Source organism: Rahnella laticis (assembly GCF_015644585.1).
Taxonomy (GTDB): domain Bacteria; phylum Pseudomonadota; class Gammaproteobacteria; order Enterobacterales; family Enterobacteriaceae; genus Rahnella; species Rahnella laticis.
This window is the reverse complement of record NZ_JADOBI010000009.1, coordinates 81,777-104,487: the sequence shown is the minus strand read 5'-3', so window position 1 is coordinate 104,487 and position 22,711 is coordinate 81,777. Positions and strand designations below refer to the sequence as shown.

Annotated in this window: 20 protein-coding genes; 17 read left to right on the top strand and 3 right to left on the bottom strand. The window is 52.2% G+C overall.

Features of this window, described 5'->3' with window-relative positions:
- Entirely contained in the window at positions 1 to 1,032 is a 1,032-nt protein-coding gene (locus tag IV433_RS18830; protein ID WP_229893521.1) for a GlxA family transcriptional regulator, read from the bottom strand.
- 435 nt (positions 1,033 to 1,467) lie between these two features.
- Here IV433_RS18830 and IV433_RS18825 point away from each other — a divergent pair, with 435 nt between their 5' ends.
- The 11 genes from IV433_RS18825 (at position 1,468) to IV433_RS18775 (ending at position 13,976) form a co-directional block, all read left to right on the top strand.
- Positions 1,468 to 2,013 (top strand): fimbrial protein, encoded by a 546-nt coding sequence (locus tag IV433_RS18825; protein ID WP_195815449.1) that lies wholly within the window; start codon positions 1,468 to 1,470, stop codon positions 2,011 to 2,013.
- Between the two features lie 119 nt (positions 2,014 to 2,132).
- Positions 2,133 to 2,858 carry a fimbria/pilus periplasmic chaperone gene (locus IV433_RS18820; protein WP_195815448.1) on the top strand — a complete coding sequence of 242 codons (726 nt, stop codon included), beginning with the start codon at positions 2,133 to 2,135 and terminating at the stop codon, positions 2,856 to 2,858.
- Positions 2,836 to 5,424 carry a fimbrial outer membrane usher protein gene (locus IV433_RS18815; protein WP_195815447.1) on the top strand — a complete coding sequence of 863 codons (2,589 nt, stop codon included), beginning with the start codon at positions 2,836 to 2,838 and terminating at the stop codon, positions 5,422 to 5,424. Before IV433_RS18820 ends, IV433_RS18815 begins: the two co-directional genes overlap by 23 nt.
- Before the next feature lie 8 nt (positions 5,425 to 5,432).
- Positions 5,433 to 6,782: a fimbrial usher protein StbD gene (gene stbD, locus IV433_RS18810; RefSeq protein WP_195815446.1), complete on the top strand. Its 1,350-nt coding sequence runs from the start codon at positions 5,433 to 5,435 to the stop codon at positions 6,780 to 6,782.
- Positions 6,748 to 7,461 carry a fimbria/pilus periplasmic chaperone gene (locus IV433_RS18805; RefSeq protein ID WP_229893519.1) on the top strand — a complete coding sequence of 238 codons (714 nt, stop codon included), beginning with the start codon at positions 6,748 to 6,750 and terminating at the stop codon, positions 7,459 to 7,461. The genes stbD and IV433_RS18805 overlap by 35 nt, the downstream gene beginning before the upstream one ends.
- Positions 7,462 to 7,554: 93 nt before the next feature.
- The gene (locus IV433_RS18800; protein ID WP_195815445.1) at positions 7,555 to 8,208 is read left to right on the top strand and encodes a LuxR C-terminal-related transcriptional regulator; all 654 of its coding nucleotides are present in this window, start codon (positions 7,555 to 7,557) and stop codon (positions 8,206 to 8,208) included.
- 22 nt (positions 8,209 to 8,230) lie between these two features.
- Positions 8,231 to 9,550, top strand: coding sequence for a TolC family outer membrane protein (locus IV433_RS18795; RefSeq protein WP_195815444.1), 1,320 nt, complete (start codon positions 8,231 to 8,233; stop codon positions 9,548 to 9,550).
- Positions 9,551 to 9,565: 15 nt separating this feature from the next.
- On the top strand, positions 9,566 to 10,828 hold the full coding sequence (locus IV433_RS18790) for an HlyD family secretion protein (RefSeq protein ID WP_195815443.1): 1,263 nt from the start codon (positions 9,566 to 9,568) through the stop codon (positions 10,826 to 10,828).
- Between the two features lie 25 nt (positions 10,829 to 10,853).
- Complete coding sequence (locus tag IV433_RS18785) at positions 10,854 to 13,016, top strand: peptidase domain-containing ABC transporter (protein ID WP_195815442.1); 2,163 nt, start codon at positions 10,854 to 10,856, stop codon at positions 13,014 to 13,016.
- 35 nt (positions 13,017 to 13,051) lie between these two features.
- Positions 13,052 to 13,486: a DcrB-related protein gene (locus IV433_RS18780; RefSeq protein ID WP_195815441.1), complete on the top strand. Its 435-nt coding sequence runs from the start codon at positions 13,052 to 13,054 to the stop codon at positions 13,484 to 13,486.
- A gap of 166 nt (positions 13,487 to 13,652) precedes the next feature.
- The gene (locus IV433_RS18775; RefSeq protein WP_195815440.1) at positions 13,653 to 13,976 is read left to right on the top strand and encodes a colicin V synthesis protein; all 324 of its coding nucleotides are present in this window, start codon (positions 13,653 to 13,655) and stop codon (positions 13,974 to 13,976) included.
- A gap of 77 nt (positions 13,977 to 14,053) precedes the next feature.
- On the opposite strand, the gene IV433_RS18770 is transcribed toward IV433_RS18775, so the two are convergent.
- Together IV433_RS18770 and IV433_RS18765 are read right to left on the bottom strand one after the other, a co-directional pair.
- Positions 14,054 to 14,533, bottom strand: coding sequence for a hypothetical protein (locus IV433_RS18770; protein ID WP_195815439.1), 480 nt, complete (start codon positions 14,531 to 14,533; stop codon positions 14,054 to 14,056).
- Positions 14,534 to 15,499 carry a transcriptional regulator gene (locus IV433_RS18765; RefSeq protein WP_229893517.1) on the bottom strand — a complete coding sequence of 322 codons (966 nt, stop codon included), beginning with the start codon at positions 15,497 to 15,499 and terminating at the stop codon, positions 14,534 to 14,536.
- A gap of 1,067 nt (positions 15,500 to 16,566) precedes the next feature.
- Between IV433_RS18765 and IV433_RS18760 the strand changes: the two genes are divergently transcribed.
- From IV433_RS18760 to IV433_RS18735, 6 genes are all read left to right on the top strand, one after another.
- A complete protein-coding gene (locus IV433_RS18760) occupies positions 16,567 to 17,169 on the top strand; it encodes a helix-turn-helix transcriptional regulator (protein ID WP_229893515.1) in 603 nt (200 codons plus the stop codon).
- A 129-nt stretch (positions 17,170 to 17,298) separates the two neighbouring features.
- Positions 17,299 to 17,799 (top strand): fimbrial protein, encoded by a 501-nt coding sequence (locus IV433_RS18755; protein ID WP_452598899.1) that lies wholly within the window; start codon positions 17,299 to 17,301, stop codon positions 17,797 to 17,799.
- A gap of 68 nt (positions 17,800 to 17,867) precedes the next feature.
- Positions 17,868 to 18,548 (top strand): fimbrial biogenesis chaperone, encoded by a 681-nt coding sequence (locus tag IV433_RS18750; RefSeq protein ID WP_195815437.1) that lies wholly within the window; start codon positions 17,868 to 17,870, stop codon positions 18,546 to 18,548.
- Positions 18,549 to 18,606: 58 nt separating this feature from the next.
- Positions 18,607 to 21,141 (top strand): fimbria/pilus outer membrane usher protein, encoded by a 2,535-nt coding sequence (locus IV433_RS18745; protein ID WP_195815436.1) that lies wholly within the window; start codon positions 18,607 to 18,609, stop codon positions 21,139 to 21,141.
- Complete coding sequence (locus IV433_RS18740; protein WP_195815435.1) at positions 21,132 to 21,653, top strand: fimbrial protein; 522 nt, start codon at positions 21,132 to 21,134, stop codon at positions 21,651 to 21,653. Before IV433_RS18745 ends, IV433_RS18740 begins: the two co-directional genes overlap by 10 nt.
- A complete protein-coding gene (locus IV433_RS18735) occupies positions 21,653 to 22,663 on the top strand; it encodes a fimbrial protein (protein ID WP_195815434.1) in 1,011 nt (336 codons plus the stop codon). Before IV433_RS18740 ends, IV433_RS18735 begins: the two co-directional genes overlap by 1 nt.
- Positions 22,664 to 22,711 lie beyond the last annotated feature (48 nt).

Below are 22,711 nucleotides of genomic sequence, written 5' to 3'. Positions count from 1 at the left end.
TCACATGCTCGCGCGGGCGCTCAACTGTTCATTCTGCCCGCGCCAGAAACCGGGAGTACAGCCGTATTCATTCTGAAAATGACGGATGAAATGGGCGCAGTCGCTGAACCCCATGCGCACGGCGATTTCGGTAATACTTTCCTGCGTATTGTTCAGCAACCAGCACGCGTAACGCAGTCTGGCGCTGCGGATAAATTCCCGCGGGCTTTTCCCCAGTTCAGCATCAAACAACCGGGTTAACTGCCGGGCGCTGAGCTTAACCTGATGCGCCAGCCACGCGGTGCTCAGCGGGCGCGCCAGATATTGTTCAATCAGCATCACCACCTGACGCAGACGCGGGTCGGCAATCAGGGAAATATTCGCCGGCCTTGAAATGGCGGCGGTGCGAAATTCATCATGACCCAGTGATAAACGGTGGCTGGCTTTTGCCGCCGTCTCTTCACCCGCATGCTGGCGGATCAGTTCAGTGGCCAGCGTGAGCGTCGAAATACCGCCAGGGCAAGTCAGCACGTCCCCTTCATCGATAAAATCAAACCCTTCCTCGGCATACACGCCCGGAAACCTTTTGCGAAATTCTTCATTGTGAAACGGATGCACCGACGCGCGGCGGCCATTGAGCAAACCGGCTTTTGCCAGAATAAAGCTGCCGGTGCCAATCCCGACCACCGGCACACCGGCCTGATGTGCGCGCCTGATATATTTAAGATCGTCTGCCTGTCCGCGTGACAAACATTTCAGCGTTCCCCCAATAATAGCGAGGTAATCATAATGTTCGGGGAATTCATGCGCCCTGCCGGGTTTCACGCTGATACCGGTATTACTGTTCACCGGCATCTCGGGTTTTGCGCTGATAATACTCAGCTGACATTGTGTTTTATTTCCGGCATGTGCGGCATAACGCATGGCATCCATCATTCCCGACAGCGCCAGCAGCGGAAATTCCGGCCATAAAATTAATCCGATATGTAATTTCTCCCCGGGGGGAGGAATATTTTCACCTGCGGGAGAAGAAACAGCGGCAGATGTTTTCATTATTGTTCCCTCGTATTTATGGCAGGGAATTATAACGGGCAATTAATAACCACTTATCTCAACAGATCGTCAACGTGGCCAAACCTCAGGATTTCTTAACCGCCAAATCTTCCCGTTTCAAACCAAATAATTAACGTTAATCACACAAGCGCAGTGCGGCACTTCACATTTCCTGAGTTTTCTTCACTAACATAACTTTACATTCGAATTCTACTATGGCCCGGCAAATGAGCGATTCGTGCTTATTGCAGCTCTTTCTGATGTTTTTTTGAGATTCAAATGTACGTCTTTAAGTCTTCAGCGCCGCCCCAAGACGGGGCTGAATTTTAAATACAGGGTTGATTTCAGCATCAGAATGAAAAGGAAATACGCCGTTGTGCGTTATGAAACGTCGCCGTCGTATTAATCAACTGTAAGTAAATAGGGAATTTTGCAATGAAAAAACTGGCCTTCTTATCTGTTACGGCAATGTCTGTTCTGTTCGCATCTCAGGCGTTCGCTTTTTCTGATAATACAGTGACTTTCCAGGGTGAAGTGACGGCAGAAACCTGTTCTGTGACCATCAACGGTAACAGCGCAAAACCACTGGTTCTGCTGCCAAGCGTTAACGCAAGCACGCTGGCTGCAGCAGGTCAGACTGCCGGTCAGGCGACTTTCGATATCGGTGTTTCCGGTTGTACTGGCAGCGCAGATGCTGCAACTAAAGTTTCCAGCGTCTTCGCCGGTAACAGCGTTGCGACCACTGGCGACCTGAGCAACGTGGCAACCACTGACGCTGCAACTAACGTAAACATCCAGATCCTGGATACCAAAGCCACAGCAATCGACTTCTCTTCTCCGTTCACAGCTGACGGTGACCTGACGCTGGCTATGGGTGAAACTGCTGCAACGGCTACCTACACCGCGCAATACATTGCAACCGGTAAAGCAACCGCGGGTGCGGTTGAATCCACTATGCAATACGCAGTGAGCTACAACTAATACCTTAATAAATCAGGGATGTTTATTTCTCTGAATACCTTATTCAGATTAATTAAGGCCACGGATGGCCTGTTAACTCCTTTCCAGAATATCAGTCAGTATTTTCACGGGTGGATATTATGTCCCGCTTTCAATGGCGTAGCATTTTCTTATTTGTATTCGCACTGAGCGCTTCATTCAGTGCCTCAGCCAGCGTCGTCATGACCGGCTCACGCGTTATTTATCCCTCTGATGCGAAATCAGTGGACGTCCAGCTGAGAAATAACGACGAATTCCCTTACGTTATTCAGGCCTGGTTTGACAGCGGCGATCAAAATTCCACACCGACGACCGGTAAAGCGCCTTTTGTCGCCACACCACCCACATTCAGAATTGCCGCCAAAGACGGGCAGGTATTACGCCTGTTCTTTACCGGTGAAAAGGCATTACCCCAGGATCGTGAATCCATTTTTTATTTTAATTTCCTGCAAGTGCCTCCGTCTAATATTGGCGGAGACAAAGGAAATCAGATGGTCATTATGCTGAAAAACAGGCTGAAGGTGTTTTATCGCCCGGCCGGTTTAAAAGCCAATAATAAGAAGATCTTTGATTATCTGAGTTTCAGCAATATCACCGCCAATAATATCCGCATTACCAATGCCTCACCTTTTTATATTTCACTCGGCAAGGTTGCGGTGAAAGGGGTGAATGCAAAAGATAAACCGCCAATGATTGCGCCTTTTGCCGCCGCGGATGTGGCGCTGAATGCAGGAAAAGTCACCGATAAGAACGTTCAGGGAATAGAAATCGGTCTGGTTAATGATTATGGAGCAACGGTGACACATGAGTATCCAATCCAAAAATAACAACCGGGTCTTCCGCCTCGCGGTGCTGACCTGTGTGATTAAAGCGTCATTGTTCTCTCATTCTGCGTTTGCCGAAGATTACCGTTTCGACAGCCATTTGCTCGCTGGTTCGGATTTCGCAGAAAGCGTGGATCTGGATAAGTTTAACGAAACCCAAATCAGTGTTCCGGAAGGCCCGCAAACGCTGGATATCAGCCTCAACGGCATCAAAATTAAAAGCCAGGTACCGGTGCAGTTCCGCAAAGTGAAAGCGACGGATAAAAGCGCGCAGCCGTGTCTGGACGTTGAGCTGATGAAGCTGTTGCAGCTGAAATCCCAGCCGCTGAAAGGCACGCAGAAACAGTGCGTCTTTTTGTCAGAAATCACGCAACAGGGCAGCTGGAAAATACAGCAATCGACCCTGACGCTGAATTTTTTAATTCCGCAAATTCTGCTGAACCGCCAGCCGCGCGATTACATTCCGATTTCAGAATGGAATGCCGGTGCGCCGCTGGTGTTTTTACGCCACAACACCAACTTCACGCGCAACATCATGCGCGACGTTCACTACAACTATGTCTGGAGCATGATCAACGCCGGGGCGAATATGGGCATGTGGCAACTCCGCCATCAGGCCAATTTGCGCTATATGGAAAGCAGCACCAGCGGCGATCACTACAAATGGAACACCGTGCGGACGTGGGTGCAGCGCCCGGTTCCTTCCCTTTCCAGCGAGCTGATGGTCGGTGATACCTACACCGACAGTTCAATGTTCGGCTCGATGTCGTTTAACGGTGTGAAGCTGGCCACCGATCAGCGCATGTGGGCGCAGGGAAAACGCGGTTACGCGCCGGAAGTGCGCGGCGTGGCGAGCACCAATGCGCGCGTGATGATCCGTCAGGCCGGTAATCTCATTTATGAAACGCAGGTGCCACCCGGCCCGTTCCTGATTGACGACCTTTACAACACGCGCAGCCAGGGGGATTTACAGGTTCAGGTGATTGAAGCCGACGGCAAATCGTCGTTCTTCGTCGTGCCTTACGCCGCCGTACCGAACTCCATGCGCCCCGGCAACCTGAGCTATCAGTTTGCCGCCGGTAAAGTCCGCAATTATTACTCGGTGCAAAATGCCTTTACCGAAGGCGTGCTCCAGTACGGCGTGAATAACAGCATTACGTCCAACACCGGCGCGCGCTTTGCCAATGATTATCAGGCATTGCTGGTCGGCGGCGTGTTTGCGTCTGAACTCGGCGCGCTGTCGCTCAATACCACCTGGTCACATGCGCGGGTGGAAAACGATCAGTCGAAAAGCGGCTGGCGTGCGGAGATGTCGTACAGCAAAACGTTTGAAACCAATACCAATATCGTGCTGGCGGCATACCGCTATTCCACCGCCGGTTACCGCGATCTCGAAGACGTGCTGGGCGTTCGCCGTCAGGAAAATGGCGGCACAAACTATTATTCCGACACGCTGAAACAACGTAACCGTTTCACCGCCACGCTCAGCCAGAACATGGGGGACTACGGCACCGTGGCGCTCAGCGGCAGCAGCACGGACTATTACAACAACCGTTCGCGCATCACCGAGTTGCAGCTTTCTTACAACAATATGTGGAAGAAGCTCAGCTACAACATCAACGTAGGCCGCCAGCGTTCGAGCTGGAGCAACGATAACGTCTACAGCGTGAACGACGCCGATTACGATTCGAGCCGCTATCAGAAATATACCGAGAACGTAATTTCCATTGGTCTGTCCGTGCCGCTGGACTGGCGCGATTCCCGCTCGAGCGTGTCGTTTGACATGATGAAAGACAAAAATACCCGCTCGGCGATGACCACCCTTTCCGGCTCCGCAGGCCAGGAAAGCGACTTTACCTATTCCGTGTATGCCAACCACGACAAATACACCGAACGGGAAGAAGGCAAGAGCCATGATATCCGCTGGGGCACCAACGTGCAGGAACGCACCCGCATGGGGACGGTCCGCGCCTCGTATGCCCGCAGCGATGATTATCATCAGCTCGGCCTCGGCACGGCCGGAACGCTGGCCGTTCACGGCGGCGGGGTGACCTACGGCCCGTACGCCAGCGACACCTTTGCGCTGGTCGAAGCGAAAGGCGCAACCGGTGCGCGCGTCAACAACGCACAGGGCGCACAAATCGATACCTTCGGTTACGCCATCGTGCCGTCACTCGCGCCTTACCGCTACAACACCATCAGCATCGACGGCAATTCCATGAGTCAGGACGTTGAGCTGGAAGGCGGTAACGTGCGCGTGGTGCCGGTACTCGGCGCCGTGCCAAAAATTGCCTTCAAAACCCTCGGCGGCACACCGGCATTAATCACGGTCATGATGCCGGACGGCACGCCGGTGCCGATGGGTGCGGATGTGAAAGACAGCAACGGAAACAGCGTCGGGATGGCCGGTCAGAGCGGTCAGGTCTACGCCCGTCTTCCGGCCGCTTCCGGCACGCTGTTTATCAGCTGGGGAAGCAATAAATCGTGCCGCGTGAATTATCAGCTTCCGGCTAAGAACAAAACCGACGGCAATAACTTCATTCTCTTAAACGGCACCTGCGTACAGTGAGAATCACCATGAAATTTTCTATTTCTCAGTTAAAAACCTGGCTGATTGCCTCAGCCTTTATGGCCTGCTCGCCGTGGGCTCACGCGATTTGCTACAAGGTCACCGGGATCGGCACCACCACGTCCACGATCCCGCAGGCGGTGGCGGATATGGGTTACACCGCCACCAGCTGGGGCGGCGTACTGAACTCGGCGGCGGCCTCGATTTCGTTCGGGACCATTATTATGGGTACCGGCGCGCAGTCGCTGGCGACGGCGGGCACCGTGCTCGCCAGCGCAAACCTGAACTTTATCGATACGGCGCTGAAAGTGCCGTATTCCGCCAATCAGATTGTCTTCAAATGCGCGCTGGCCGATGCCGATACGTTATATGAAATGTATGCCCTGTTCGGCGGCAACGGGGTTTTCTACGGCGGATATGCGGTGAATGACGTTGACGGCGGTTATGCCACGCCGGCACAGGGCATTGCCTACCGTATTACGAACCAGAAAACCGGCTTGTATTACACCAGCAAATGGCAGGAACGTAAGCTGACGGCTGATGATTACATTACCGTCGGATCTAACATTTATATTCCGGCGTCGTCATTTGACAGCGCCACGTTTGAGCTGATTAAAACGGACGATATCGGCTCCGGGGCTTACGTCACACGTAATGCCTTCTCGCAAATCGTAGCTCCGCAGGGTTTTGTGGCCCTGAAGGGCAACGCGATGAACACCGATCTGACCACCGGATCCCTCGCAAACTCTCCTTCACCTTATAACACCTCCGCGGTGTGGAGCATGAGGGGCGGTTCCACCACGATCATTCGCGGGAATACCTGCAAGGTCGGCGATTTCGACCAGGTGGTGCAGTTGCCGTCCATCGGTGCCGGTGATTTGCGAAACGGCAGCAGCAGTTCGAATACCTTCAACGTCTCCATCGAATGTGACGCTGGCGCCATTTCCGGTACCACGTCCAGCAGTACAAACGCTCCTGTCGCGATGGGTTTTCTGGTGACGCAGCCCACGGCGTTAAGTCAGGCGTCAACGCTGGGGCTGAAAAGCAGCTCCGGCGGGATCAGCTATCTGCTTGATGATAACTACGGCACCAGCGGCGTGGCCTCCGGCGTTGGCATCCGTCTGTACTCGCCGTCCGGCGCGGCACTGAATCTGCTGTCATCCAAGGATACCACCGGCACCGGCAATGCAGCGGGCTGGTACGGATTTGCCGATTTACTCAGTGCAACCGGTGCCACGTCGACCGGCGGGGAAGCGTATGGTGGAACGTTCACCGCGTCACTTGAACAACTTCCGGGATTACAGGCCGCAGCAGGATCAGTCAATGCGCAAGCTCAGATTGTTGTCAGCCTTCAGTAAGCCTTTGCTGGCGGCGGCGCTGTTGCTCAACGCCAGCCTGGCCGGTGCGGTGGTTAACAGCACGCAAAGCCGTCTGGTGTTTAATGAAGACAGCATGGCGGAATCGCTGGTGCTGGTGAATTCTGAGCGGGCACCGGCGCTGGTTCAGGTCTGGAGTGACGATAACAACCCGCTTACGCCACCGGACAAGATCAGCACGCCGGTTATTGTTGTGCCGCCGGTGTTCAAACTGGACGCAGGCGGATCGCGCAACCTGCGCGTGATGTTGCTTTCCCGTCAGGGAATGCCGTCGGATCGTGAGCAGGTTTACTGGCTGAATATTTATCAGATCCCGCCGAATACGCAGGCCGGCAGCACCGGTGAAAAGAAAGTCATTTTGCCGCTGCGTATCCGTATGAAAGTGTTTGTGCGCCCCGCCGGGCTGAAAGCACCGGGTGAAGATATCGGGAAATCGCTGGAGTTTGCGCTACGCGATGGCGCGCTGGTGATCACTAATCCGACGCCTTATCACCAGACGTTAGGCGGGCTGAGCCTGGGCGATAAACCACTGACGCCGCTGATGGTGGCACCAAAATCTTCCGCCACGGTGACGGTTCCGGCAGGCAATCACGCCCGGCAGATAAGCTGGTCGGTGATTGACGATTACGGGAAACAAACGTTGTACCAGCGGCAATTATAACAATAACGCTGTCACGTCCGGGCATCCCGCAGATGCCCGGATTTATCGCACCCGTTCCAGAGGTTTATTACGTTGACGAACCTGAAGCAGCCTATGAAAAATACAACGCTCACAACGATTAATATGACGTACTTCCATCAATATCATATGTCCTATGATTTGATTGCTTCATATATTCAGCAGGAGATGAAAGTCAGTCATTTAAAGCTACATCATTTTCCGGATCCGGAATCGCTGTTAAACGCGGTGAAAGAAAATAAAATCGACATTGTGATGATTAATTCATCCTGCCTGTTTGACGGATATTTCCGTGAAACCGAAATCCGTAAAGTGCTGTCTGTGCTTTGTGCAAATAATCACACGACCACGGTGTTATTTGCTCAAAACATGAAACCAGTTTTACTCAAAAAAATGGCCGGCGCGGGCATGGATATTATGCTCAGCTCCCATGACACGCCGCATGAACTGGTCACCGCGCTGATGAACGCCATGATGACGGCAGAACCGGAACCCTATATTTCTCAGTCCATTAAAGCACATCTGTTGCAGACCCAGGATGAGCTGACCACCAAGGAATGGGAAGTCATCAACCTGATTAATCAGGGATATTCACTTTCACAAATTGCCTCGAAAAAATGCCGGGCGATGAGCACCGTCTCGACCCAGAAGCGCAATGCCATGAATAAGCTGCATATCACCAGTGAAAGTGAATTATTGCGATTTTTACACCAGAACACATTTTTCTAATTATTAAACTTTGTGGAATTTCATGTTTAAAAAAATGCTTATCCCGCTCACCGGGGGATTATTACTCACCGGGAATGCCTGGGCGCTGTCGCTTCAGGAAGCCCTTATTGCAGCCAATACCTATAATGCAGAAATTAATGCGGCGCGCAGTGAACACGACGCGGACAGCCAGAAAAAATATCAGGGATTTGCCGGATTATTACCGGTTGTCACCCTGAACGGCGCGTGGAATAAAACCGATCAGCCCGATGCCGCTTATTCCGCCGGCGTCACCCGTCATAATTACAGCTTCAATGTGACGCAGCCGATTTTTGACGTATCGAAATATGCGACATGGCGCAAAAGCCTGGTGATCAGCGATCTGGCTGACGTGAATTACCTGATTGCTCAGCAAAAGCTGATCACCGATGTGGTGTCGGCATTTTACGACGTGGTGTATCAGCGCAGCGTGCTGGAAACCAATCAGCGGATCCTCGCGGCGTTTAACGCCAAGCTGAAACAGTCGCAAAAAGCGCTGGAAGTGGGCGACGGCACGCGGCTGGATGAAGTGGAAGCGCAGGCCAACTATGACAAGGCGGTGGCGGATGAGCTGGCGTCAGAAAACAGTCTTAACGATGCCTACGTGACATTCCGCCAGATGACGGGCCTCGACGCGCAGGGGATTTCCGACCAGACCCTGAGCTGTGTGCGTTATACGCAGGACATCAATCCTGAGCAGATTAAACAGCTGGCAACCGCCAACAATCTGGACGTGCTTTCCGCCATTCAGACCCAGAAAGGCACCGAAGCCGACATTACCACCGCCACGTCCAACTATATGCCCGTCGTCACCTTTCAGGCCGGTTATGGCAAGAACTGGAGCCGGGCGGAAAACAGCAATCTGCTGGATGACCTGTTCGGCACCACGTCCAAAACCGACAACACCACTTACGGCGTCAACGTGTCGATCCCGCTGTTTGCCGGTGGCAGCCACATTTCGCAAAGCCTCGAAGCCGCTCACCGCTATGAACAGAGTAAGGATTTGCTGATTAACGCACGCCGCAAAGCCGAACAGCAGGCGATTCAGGCGGCGTCGGGCGTGAGAAACGATCAGTCGCGGATCAGGGCGTATGAGCGGGCGATCAGTTCCGCCGAAAAGCGGCTGACGTCAACGCGTTACGGACGGGAAATCGGGCAGCGCACGCTGATCGACGAATTCAATGCCGAGAAAGATTATTACCAGGCGATTCAGGATCTGGCGCAGGCGCAGAACAGCCTGATTCAGTCGATCGTTAAATTAAAATCCGCAACCGGCGCGCTCGATTACGCCGCGATGCAAATTTTCAACTGTGGCGCGGCGTAACCGGAGATTTTGAGCATGAATAACGACTTATTTCGAAAAGAATCGCTGGACGCCCAAAAAACTAAAGTGCTGGGCGCGGTGGCCCTGTATTGCCCGCCGTTCCGCTGGCTGATTATCGCCATCGTCTGTGCGCTGGTGGCGGTACTGATTGGTTTTTGTATTTTCGGCAGTTACACCAAACGCGAAACCGCGAAAGGCGTGCTGACGCCGGAAAGCGGCATGATGACCATGACGGCGATGACCGCCGGAACGGTGATGGCCCTGCCCGTCCGCGAAGGCGATAACCTGAAAAAAGGCGATCAGATTGCCACTATTTCGTCGGAAATCTCCACCGGCCGTTATGGTCAGACGCGTGAAGCGATCGCCAGCCAGCTGGATCTCCAGCAGCAGGGTTTAAACAATCAGCTGACCAATCTTGAGCAGCTCAATGCGGAAACGCTCCGCTCGTTGCAGGAAAAAAGCAGCCTGCTGGAACAGCAGTCCGCTGAGCTGGACACGATTTACCAGCAGCGTACACAGCAAATCGCGCTGACCAAAAAGCAGGTCGATAAAATGGCCGCCATGCGCGCCGAAGGCTACGCCTCGAATACGCAGGTCGAGCAGCAGCAAAATGATCTGCTGGATGCCAGCGTGCGTTTGCAGGATGTGGCCCGTCAGCGCATCGATGTCAGGCAGCAACTGGCTCAGGCGCGCCAGCAGCTGCGTGAGCAACCACTCACTTATTACCAGCAGAAGAATGACCTTCAGCAAAAACTCTCCGACATCACGCAGTCGATGATGGAAAACGAGTCCCGCCGTTCGATTGATTTGCGCGCGCCGGAAAAAGGCACGGTCAGCGCCGTGCTGGTGAAACCGGGGCAAATCGTCAGCGCCGGGCAAACGGTCGCGATGATCCTGCCGGACAACGCCCGCTTGCAGGCGCGGATCATGCTCAGCAGCCGCGCAATCGGGTTTATCCGCCCCGGCCAGCGCGTGGTGCTGCGCTACGAATCTTTCCCCTGGCAGAAGTTTGGTCAGCAGTACGGCACCGTGACTGAAATCTCCAAATCGGCGCTGTCACCGCAGGAAGTCTCCAGCATTACCGGCGATTCTCAGGTTCAGGAATCCCTTTATCAGGTCAAAGTCGCCATCGATCACCAGTCAGTACAGGCCTATGGCAAGCAGGTCAGCCTGCGCCCCGGCAGCGGGCTGGACGCTGATTTTATCGTTGATAAACGCCGCATCTACGAATGGGTTCTTGAGCCGCTTAACGCGCTGGGCAAGATGACCTCTCTGTAATTTCAAATAGTTAACCGGGTTGAGCATGGATCTTTTTCACAAACTTAATTTGTCGTTCCGCCATAAGTTGCCAGTTTTACGCCAGACGCAGGCCGCAGAGTGCGGGCTGACGTGCGTCGGTATGATTGCCGGTTTCTACGGCCACCAGATTGATATGGTGTCGTTGCGCCACCGTTTTCCGTCATCACAAAAAGGCAGCACGCTGACGGATGTGATGTCCTTCGCCCAAAATCTGGGAATGGGTTGCCGCGCCGTGCGGCTGGAGCTTGATGAGCTGCATAAACTCAGCCTGCCCTGCGTGCTGCACTGGGATCTGAACCATTTTGTGGTGCTCAAAAGCATCAGCAAAAACACCATCACAATCCACGATCCGGCACGCGGCGTGCGTAAAGTGGCGATGGATGAAGTGTCGCGATCGTTCACCGGCGTGGCGCTGGAACTGTATCCGGCGGCAACCTTTGAGCAGAAGAACGAGAAAAAGTCGATCTCGATGCTCAACCTGATCCGCAATGTGTCGGGCATCGGATCCGCGTTTACGCAGGTCGCCCTGCTCTCTCTGGCGCTGGAGTTTTTCGGCATCATTTCACCGTTTTATATGCAGTGGGTGATCGACCAGGTTTTGGTGTCCAGCGACCGCGATCTGCTGACGCTGCTGGGCGTGGCGTTTATCAGCATTACGCTGTTCCAGAATCTGATCAGCGCATTACGCAGCTGGGTGACGACCTGGTTTTCCAGCATGCTGAGCGTGCAGTGGTCGGGGAATTTGTGCGCTCATCTGCTTGGCCTGCCGCTGAGCTATTTTGAGGAGCGGCACGTCGGCGACATTCTGTCGCGCTTTGGTTCTATCGCCAATATTCAGAGCACGCTGACCGGTCGGTTTATCTCGTCGATTTTCGACGGCGTAATGGCACTGGTCACATTGGCCGTGATTTTTACCTACAACGCCAATCTGACGTTTGTGGTCATCGGCCTGTTTCTGCTTTATGCGCTGATCCGCTGGATCTCGTTTGAACCGTTCCGGCAGGCCAATGAAGATCAGCTTCTGGCCTCCGCGCAGGCGCAATCACAACTGCTGGAATCGATTCGCGGCGTGCAGGCGATCAAGCTTAATAACAAGCAGGATCTGCGCGTTTCGACCTTTACCAATGAAACCGTGGAATCCACCAACAAAGGTATTACGACACAAAAACTGTCTATCGGATTCAGCACGTTACAGGGCACGATTTCCGGCGTCGGCAAGATTGTCCTCATCTGGCTGGCCGCCGGACAGGTGCTGGACGGTAATTTTACCAGCGGGATGCTGGTGGCCTTTATTTCGTTTTCCGACCAGTTTATTTCCCGCTCGGCCGGGCTTATCAACGCGCTGATTGAATTCAAAATGCTGCGATTACACGGTGAACGTATCTCGGACATCGTGCTGACGGAAAAAGAGCAAAACATGGAAAGCAATATCGCGCTGGCCGAACAGGAAGGCCCGGTGCGTCTGGATATCCGTCAGCTTTCGTTCCGCTATTCCGCCACGGACGCCGAGATTTTTACCGGTTTTAATCTGGCCATTGAAGCGGGTGAATCCATCGCGATTATCGGCCCTTCCGGACAAGGCAAAACCACGCTGGCAAAACTGCTGCTGGGATTACTGAAACCGGTGAGCGGCAGCATCTGCATCAACGGCGTCGATCACACAAAGCTGGGCATGACGCATTACCGTGATCTTATCGGCAGCGTGATGCAAAGCGACATGCTATTTGCCGGATCCATCATGGATAACATCAGCTTCTTTGATGCCAGCCTCGACCGTCATCACGTTGAGCGCGTGGCGCGTATCGCGCAGATCCACGATGACATTATGGCGATGCCGATGGGCTACAACAGCATGGTCGGCGACATGGGTTCGTCTCTGTCCGGCGGGCAGATTCAGCGCGTGATTCTGGCGCGGGCGCTGTACCGCAAACCGCGCATTCTCATTCTCGACGAAGCCACCAGCCATCTCGATGTGGCGCGCGAAAGCGCCATAAATGCGGCGATTAAACACATGGCGATGACGCGCGTCATTATCGCGCACCGCCCGGAAACCATTTTAAGCGCGGACCGTATTATCCAGATTAGCCGTAACGGCATCATGGAAGTGCCAAAACCGGATTTCATCCGGCTGGTCAACGCATCACAACCGGTACTTGAGGCAGGCTAAGCGCTCAATGCCCCCGTAATCCATCAGGAGAAATCATGAATAATCGCTTAATTTGCCTGGAAGGCACCCTGGATTTTGAAGAAGAAATCCGCACGCAGTCGATCAACATTGTCTCTTTCCGTCAGGGACAGCAAATCACCATTAATCGCGACCAGCTTCCGGCAGGACGCTCTTTTGCACAACAAATGTCATTACAGTTAGATAACGCGCAAAAGATTTTTAATCAGTTCAGTTTTGTAAAAATGGATGAAATGAATGAAGGCGATTTATTTGCCGATACTATTCAGGTTATCTTTACCTTTATTACGGGCAACGGGCAGAAAGTCTGGCAGGTCACATTTGCAGCCTGCCCCGGCGGGAAAGAAATCATTAATTTTACTTCTGTATATCCTGATGAAGAAAGTATGAAAAACGAAGTCTGGAGATTACGGCATTGCGTCACGCACTTTGTATTATCCGCAGAAAAATAAATTTTAAAACCAACTAAAAATAGAAGTAATTCTATATATTTCAAAATCGATAAAATGCAGAATTCCCCCATCGAAAGACAGCCGGACATTCCGGTTCTTTCGTGGCGTAGAGTAATCTTCACACGACGTTGTAAAACATTTTATTTAAATAAAAAGGAAGAAATAAATGCGTGAATTAAGCGTAATGGAAGTGGAAGCAGTTTCTGGTGCAGGTTTCTTTAGCGCTTTGACCAGCGCTATTTTAGGCGGCGCAGCTGCAGGTGCAGCGGGTGCTGTTATCGGTGGTATGCACGGCGGTGACGGCGGCGGCATTCTGGGCTTTGGCGCAATCGGCCAGGGCGTTGGGATGGTTGCTGGCGGCCTGTTCGGTATCGCTTTTGGTGCTATTGGCGGCGCAATCATTGGCTGGAACGATCCTGATTCCGTGACTTCAATGGTTAGCCAATGGGTCAGCAATGTGAGCAACGGTTCATTCACGCAAACCGCGTAATAACCTGACGAGTCTCATGAATAAATAAAAAAGGTGCAGATTATTCTGCACCTTTTTTTATTTCTGATTTGCCTGGTTTACTCTTCTTCGATACTCTTGCATACATAAGTGGGAATGGTATCAATCATAAACAGATAGTTGTTATTTTCCTGCTGATCAATGCGCATATAAATACTCTTATCCGGATAAACAAAAAAATCCGGTTCATGCTCACCCAGCCAGGTGTCATCCACATTATCATCCGGAAATTTAAGATTACTTTTTGACGTCATAAAATAAACGTCACCTTCTTTATGCATCGTGAAGGATATTTTACGGTTGAACACTTTATCGGGATGCGCTTGTGAACGTCCGTTAATACTGATAATCCCCGACGTACCGCGTACCGTATAGCTTAATGAAACATCCACGTTGTCACCGGAATAATGCTGCGACAAACTGGCAGCGCAGGAGAAATTATCCAGCGTGTTACTGTGCCAGAAGGAATAAATAATCGCCGCCACAACCCCTGCTCCCGCGACAGAGATCAGGATTTTGGCCTTACGGTTGAGCTTCATTTATTTATCCTCAAAGAAATAATCAGAAATGCAGGTATTCGGTTCCGTCATCGGTTTATCACAACGGATAACCGACGTTCTTGGCAGCAACGGCAAATGCGTCACGTAGACCCAGGGATAACTTTTGCAGCCGTCGGGGATCTGTTTGCTACGCTCAAGCGCGTTCGCACGGGCTTCCGGCGAAATAATGCCGTCCGACAGAAAAATGTGGCAACCCTGCGTGGTTTTCAGAAAGTGGTAACGCGAAAAAAACTGACCGTCGTCGTTGCTGCGCAAAACCAGAGTGGCAGCGCCTAGCATAACGAGCGCAATCAACGCGCTGACGCCGCCGGTCATCCACTGACGACGTGAACAACGGCGTGCCGGTTTGGCTTCTGCGACCGGCACAGGCGGCGGTTCGGATCGCAGTTCGGGCGATACTTGCGCAGGCGTCTCTGCCGGTTCTCCGGATACCGGAACCTCTTCCTCATGCACGCCTTCCTGTTGCTGAAGGATCCTCAGTTCCTGGTTCAGCGACTGCTCATCGATAAAGTGCGCATTCTCATGACTGACTTCCACCAGCTGTTCTGTGGTCAGTTTTTTGATGTGCGTGCCGCTGGCCAGCGTTAAGCCGATGCGCGGAATAGTGACGACCGGATCGTCGGGCAGGCCAATCTTTTTTAACCCTTTCCGCAGAATAGAAATGTTCTGATAAAAGGTATTAGAAGACACCAGCATTCCCCGCTTTGCCCAAACGATATCCAGAAATTCGTGCTGGGTGACAATGGTTCCGGTTCTTTCAATCAGCAACAGCAAACAACGCCCCGCCGGTGAATTTAATACAACCACGTGGTCAGGGTCGTTGAGATCACGCAATGTACTGGTGGCCGGGTGAAATTCAACAACCCCGTTAATAATGTAATGATTATGCATACGTGTGGGTAAAAACTCCGTGGGTGCTTCATGGGCGATCCATGGAAGCTCCATTGGTAAATAGCCGGCGCATAAACGCCCTGTCCCTTAATTAACCGTAAAGTCTGATCAGCAGAAATGAGAAGAACTCACTCAGGCGTAATTTGACGCATAAAATAAATAATGTATATCGCCGCCACTGGCGATTTGTCTCATTTTTCATGATAGCCAGCCTTGCGTGTTCTTAATCTGATTAAGCAATATTAATATCTTACATTACGGCTCGTTCATTAAAGGGCGGTTATATTGACGCATTACAGCCCACAGACCTTTTCATAAGGTGTGATTTTTTATGAAGTTAAGCATAACCGTCTGAATGCTTTATGAAGCATACCCGTTTAAAAACATCAGATATTATTTCTTATGAAGAAGAGCAAAGGTGTGAATTAAGCATTTTTTAACGTTATCCTTCCACGATAAATGCACGAACCCCGCACCTTGACATTTACAAATACTGACATACGACACCCTTGAACGCGACAGACACGGATGTCCGCGCTGTTATGCCCGTTATTAAATTGGTAAAGAGAAGAACCCAGTAATAATGCGGCCTGAGCCATTAAAACCCTCACCGTTACACTTGTTTTGCGCCCGGTGAAAACGCATAAATTTCGTGCATATTGTGAGGTTTAGTCAGTAAGGACGCGGGTTCTCTGACAAACCGCTTTCCGGTTTTTACAAATCATTAATAAACTGCACAGTACACTTAAGATTGTTCTGTATGATTATTCTCATACCGAAAAGGGAAAGAAAGCATTACAAAGGGAGCATTTAGCAGGCCAGACCTGCATTAACAAGGAATACCTCTAAATAGGAAGATCTCAGACTCAACGGTCATTACTAGGATATTTCTACGGATAACTCTGAACAATTTTAACGCGGAATGGTGATTTTTACTGCAATTTCACATTTTACCCAAAGTCAGAGAATCCAAAAATTAACAGAAGGTGAGATTTATTCAGAAGATCATTCCGAAAAATCACCTATCATAAGTGAATAAATCCTATTTTCAGCCAGATTAATCATGTTGTTGATCGTTTATTAAAAGATATTACATTAGCATTACCAATCGAGGGGATATTATGGAAAGCATATTTGAACCCGGGGGAATCACGGATATTGCATTAATGGGAGACGACCACTATGCCCGGCAGGGAATAGCCTCCTTATTGCAAGTCATGGGTTCTAAATTAAGGATAAAAGCCTCTGTTCGTGATTATCAAGTTCTTGATATGGTTTTAGAAAAAACACGAATAGATCTCGTATTTCTCTCGGAACCTGAAAAATGTAACGCTGGCTTCGACACATTAAAGTTTATTAACAAAATCAAACTTAGTCATCCGCATATGGTTATTTGTATGTACTCAGTACATACCAGCTCATTGTTATGGGTGCGCGGAGATGTCGATGCTTTTATTTCACTGAAAGAGCCGATGTATAACTGGCATGCAAATATTATGAAATTGGTGGATTCACGTTACCGGCCAAGATCTAAACCTGCTGCGTTATCCCTGACGCCTATTGAGTGGAAAGTATTGAAAGAATTAAGAAACGGGCAGGACTTACGCCGCATCGCGGCAACGGAAAAACTCTCTTATCGTCGGGTCAGTGCATTAAAAAGCTCGGCGACAAGAAAACTCGGGCTCAGGAATAAGACAGATCTGCTGATTTTTCTAACCAGTTAATTCTGCCGTATTAAGAGCAACACTTAGCAATAAATTAAAAATGGAAATTTTAAGATGAAATTACACACCACTAAATCATTAATCGCTAAATCACTGATCGCGGCCACGCTGGTTTTCGCCGGTCAGGCTATGGCAGTCGATGAAACTCCGGTTCCGGTTGTCGTCGACGGCGGCACCGTGAACTTCAACGGCAGCGTCGTGACCGCCGCCTGCGCGCTGGGCAGCAACAGCGCCAACATTGATGTCGATATGGGTCAGGTGCGTACTGCCTCTCTGGCCACCGCCGGCAGCGTAGCCAGCACGTCAAAAAGCTTCTCTATCGTACTGGAAGATTGTGACAGCACCGTTTCCACCACCGCAGCCGTGACCTTCACCGGTACCGCTGACGCCAACGACAGCTCAAGCCTGGCGGCGGGTTCTAACGGCGGCACCGGCACGGCGCAAAACGTGGCCATCCGTCTTTATGACGAAAAAGGCACCGTGGTAAACCTGGGCGAAGCCTCCAGTGCAACGGCCCTGCGTAACGGCGAAAACACCCTGAACTTCAGCGCGAAATACTATTCGCCTAAAGGGACGGCGACCGCCGGTGACGCAAGCGCCGTTGCGACTTACACGCTGACCTATCTGTAATTTTTAGTCTGTCATTACCGCGGTCCGGCCGGATGGCCGGACCTGATTCACCGCAAAAGGGAATTGCTATGCACAAGTTAGCTTCTTATGTCGTACTGGCCGCTTCACTCACGTCGTCAGCCGTTTATGCCGGGGGCGTAGGATTAGGCGCCACGCGGATGGTGTATTCCGCCGCCGCCAAACAATCGTCAATGGATGTCAGAAATACCAGCAAGGATTCGCCGTTTCTTATTCAGTCATGGGTAGAAGATGAATCCGGCAACCGGACGAATGATTTTGTTATTACGCCGCCGTTATATGTTTTAAAAGCGTCAACCGAAAGCGTCGTGAAAGTCATCTTTAACGGCAAACAATTACCGGCAGATCGCGAAACGCTTTACTGGCTGACCGTCAAAGCCATTCCACAGGATGGCAAGCACGCCACAGGAAATACCTTACAGTTTGCCTCGGCGAACCGGATTAAAGTGTTTTACCGCCCTGAAGGGCTGAATGAAAATGTGAATGAAGCCTGGAAACGTGTCCGGGGAGAATTCCGTCAGGGAAAAATTAAGCTCAATAACCCGACGCCTTATTACCTCACCACCGTGAATTTAACCGTGGACGGTAAAGCCGTAAAACCGGTGATGATCCCGCCGAAAGGCAGCGTCACGCTGGAAGAGTCTTTTGGCAGCGCCCGTGAGTTCAGCTACCAGACCATCAATGATTTCGGGGCCTGGACACCGGCGATGACCTATCCGCTGGTGAAATGAGTTTCGGGTAAAGTCACCGGCAGCGGAAGCCGCAAAATATAAAGTAAGGCGTAATATCGTGAAGGTTAAAATCGTTTGTGCCCTGGTTTCTTTAAACCTGATGGGAAGTGCTGTGTGCGCAGAAAACGATTTGCAATTTAATCCGGCATTTCTTAATGGTGAAGGATCTAATATTGCCGATCTTTCCTGGGTAAATGCGGGAGGTGAATTACCTCCGGGTGAATACAATATTAATGTTTACGTTAATAACAATTATGCATTCACCGGCAATATTACTTTTGATGTCGATAAAGAGAATGCGAAATCCGCGCCAGCGCCCTGCTTAACGCCGGAACAAATTGCCGCGATGGGCATTGATGCCGGGCAGGCTCAGGGCAACGCCATGCCGCTGACGCAAAAATGTTATTTCCTGAATCATTATTTTCCGGGAACGCAGATTGATTTCGACCAGAAAACGCTGACCGTGAATGTCTCCGTTCCGCAGCGTTTCATGCTGAATTTACCGCGCGGCTATGTCAGCCCGCAAAGCTGGGAATCGGGGATTACGTCGGCCTGGTTTAATTACGTCGTGAACGGCGCCAATAACCAGTATCAGGGCGAAAGCAGCGCCGACCGTGAGCAGCTGTTTGCCAGCCTGAACAGTGGCGTCAATCTGGGGGCGTGGCGTCTGCGTGATTTCACAACGTGGACCAAAGAAAACAACGAGCTGACGCACGTACAAACCTGGTTACAGCGCGACTTGCCTGCCCTGCGCGCGCAGTTTTATGCGGGTGAAACCTACACGTCGGCGCAGATCTTTGATTCCGTCAGCCTGCGTGGTGTGGCGCTCAGCACTGACGACAATATGCTGCCCGCCAGCCTGAGCGGCTACGCGCCGGAAATCCGCGGGATTGCGCGCAGCAATGCGACGGTTACGGTGCGCCAGAACGGCAACATCATCTATCAGACGTCGGTTTCAGCCGGTGAGTTTGTTTTAAAAGATTTATACCCGACGGCCTCCGGCGGCGATCTGTCGGTCACCATCACCGAAAACGACGGCAGCAAAACGCAGTATTCCGTGCCGTTTGCCAGCGTGCCCAATCTGGTGCGCGCCGGGCAGTTTAAATATTCGCTGGGTGCCGGGAAATTCCGCCCGACGTCCAATCAGGAATCACCGGCGTTTATGCAGGGCGAGATGTTCTGGGGCTGGAAATATGGCCTGACGTTCTACGGCGGCACGCAGTTATCACAAGATTATACCGGCGTGGCGCTGGGCGTCGGGCAGAACATGGGCAGTTTCGGCGCGTACTCACTGGATCTGATCCACGCCCGCAGCACGCTGGCGGACGGCAACAGTTACAACGGGGATTCCGTGCGCCTGCGTTACAGCAAGCTGATTAACGACGTCGGCACGCGCCTGAATTTCTACTCATGGCGCTTCTCGACCGAAGGGTTTTATACCCTCAGCGATACGACCTACAAAGGCATGAACGGCGGGACATCGACGCAGGTGACGGAAAGCGACGGCACGGTCACCACCAGTTACGAAAACGTGTACGACCTGAGAATGTCGCGCAAATCCAAAAATCAGCTGATGTTGTCACAGCCGATGGAAAATCTGGGATCCGTTTCACTGTCATGGGATCAGCAGACGTACTGGAACACGCAGAAATCGACGCAGGGCATTCAGTTCTCCTGGAACAATACGTTTAAAGACGTTTCGGTCGGGGTGAATTTCCAGCGCAGCACCAGCCTTTACGACAATCAGAAAGACAACATTGTGTCGCTGTCATTGTCGGTGCCGCTGGGCAATCCGGCACTTTCAACGCGGGCACGCTACAGCGCCACGCAGTCTGACGCTGGCGGCGCGACCCATAGCGTCGGGCTGAGCGGTTATGTACCGGGCAAAGACAATTTGTATTACAGCGTGAACCAGCGTTACAGCAAACAGCAGCAATACGGCGGCGATACCGCGCTGCAATATCAGGGGCAATGGGGCGATTACAACCTCGGTTACAGCTACTCCGGCAACTCGCGCAATCTGAGCTACGGCATGAGCGGCGGCGCGGTATTGCATGAAAATGGCCTGACGCTCAGCCAGCCGCTGGGTAACACCAATATTCTGGTGAAAGCGCCCGGCGCTGCAAATGTTGCAATCCGTAATCACAAAGGGATTAAAACCGACAGCCGCGGTTATGCGGTCATCCCTTACGCCACGCCTTACCGCGTTAACCGCGTGGAGCTGGATGTGACCACGACGGGCAATGACGTCGAGCTGGATAACGCGGTGATCAATGCGACACCGACCGAAGGCGCGCTGGTCCGGGCGACCATTCCGACCCGCGTCGGCCTGAAAGCCATGCTGGTTATCCGCAACAAAAACGGCGTTCTGCCTTTCGGCACCGTGGTTTCGCTGCTGGATGACAAAAACGACAGCAGCAGCATTGTCGGCGATAACGGCAGCCTGTATTTGTCCGGTTTGCCGGAAAGCGGTTCAGTCAGAGCCGTCTGGGGAACCGGCAACGGCAAATCCTGTACGGCGAAATATCAGCTGAACAAGCGTGATTACAATGCACAGACCGGCCTTTATTCACAGGAGGTGATATGCCAGTAATGTTACGTTTCGCCGGATTCGCCGCGCTGGTCGGGCTGATTTCCACGCCGGTCAGCGCCTACGACGTGCTGGTGTCGGTGACCGGTTCGATTTACGGCAACACCTGCACGGTGTCGGCGGATTCAAAGGAAATCACGGTGCCGCTGGGCACAGTGGCGACACGCCAGTTCGGTGCGGACGGCGCAGTCAGCAACGTCAAAACGCCGTTTTCCATCAATCTGGAAGACTGTGGCCCGACGTTCTCCGGCGTCAAAATCTCGTTTACCGGAACGCCGGATCCTCAGAATCCGGAGCTTTTAAAAACCGAAGACAACGGCGCGACCGGTGTGGCCGTGCAGTTACTGGATAACCGCAGCACCGCTATTCCACTTGGCACGTCAACCGAAGCCTACGGAAGTGCGGGCGCGGAGACGGTGCAGATGAAGTTTTTCGCGCGTCTGGTGGCAAACGGTGAAACCGTCAATCCCGGCAGTGTTTCTGCTGTGGCAACCTGGGTAATGGAGTACCAATAATGCGTTTATTTCTGATTTCTCTTTTATGGATGTGTTCGGCGACCGGCGTTTTAGCCGCAAGCTGGACATCTGACATCACGCTTTCGCCACAACCGATGAGCTTCTCCGGCCCGGCGGATTCCGTCGTACCGGGCAAAATTATCGGCTCGACCTGGAGCGCGACGGCCAACGTCGAGGAAGTGGTCTGGTGCGGGCTGGTGTGGACCTGTCAGACCGGCACGATGGAGCCGGGCAGCGGTATGATTTCCACCGGCATGACCGTGACGGTCGATGGCGCAAACTATACCGTTTTCGAAACCGGCGTGCAGGGCGTGGGCTTTATTCTCGGCCTGAAAGACTACAACGGCACCACCTATATGCCATTGCAAAGCGCGCAGACGCAGACTTATCCGGCAGCGGGCACCAGTGGTTATGCCACCAAGTTAGGCTGGTCGGCAAAGGTCACGTTTGTGAAAACCAGCCAGACGCTGGCGACCGGTGTTTACACCACCAAAACATTGAATGCGGCACTGCTGACGGTCAAAAATAACGAAACCGTGACGGCAAAAGTGATCATTAATCCGACGACAATTACGGTCAGCGCCACCGGCTGTACCGTGCTGACGAAAACCGCCAATGTCGATCTCGGCGCAGTAGACGTTCGTTCACTGCCTGCGGTGGGCAGCACATCGCCGTCGGGCGGTTTCAACATTTCGCTGTCGTGCGACCAGCAGGTTTCTGTAAATGCGACCGTCAGTGACCAGACTCATCCCACTAATTTCTCTTCCGCGGTTTCGCTGACGGCGGATTCCACCGCCTCCGGTATTGGCGTGCAGTTTCTGTATAACGGTACGCCGGTCACTCTCGGTAAGGACAGTTCGGCATCCGGCACTCTGAATCAGTTCTTTATTCAGACTACGAGTACGGCACAGACGCTGTCTCTTCCCTTTCAGGCGCGGTATATCCGTATGGGGGATGTCGTTCCGGGCACCGCTAACGCACTGGCCGGAATAACGTTTTCCTACCAGTAAGTGAGCGCTTACAACATATCCATAAAAAAGGCTTTCCTCTTTCGGGGA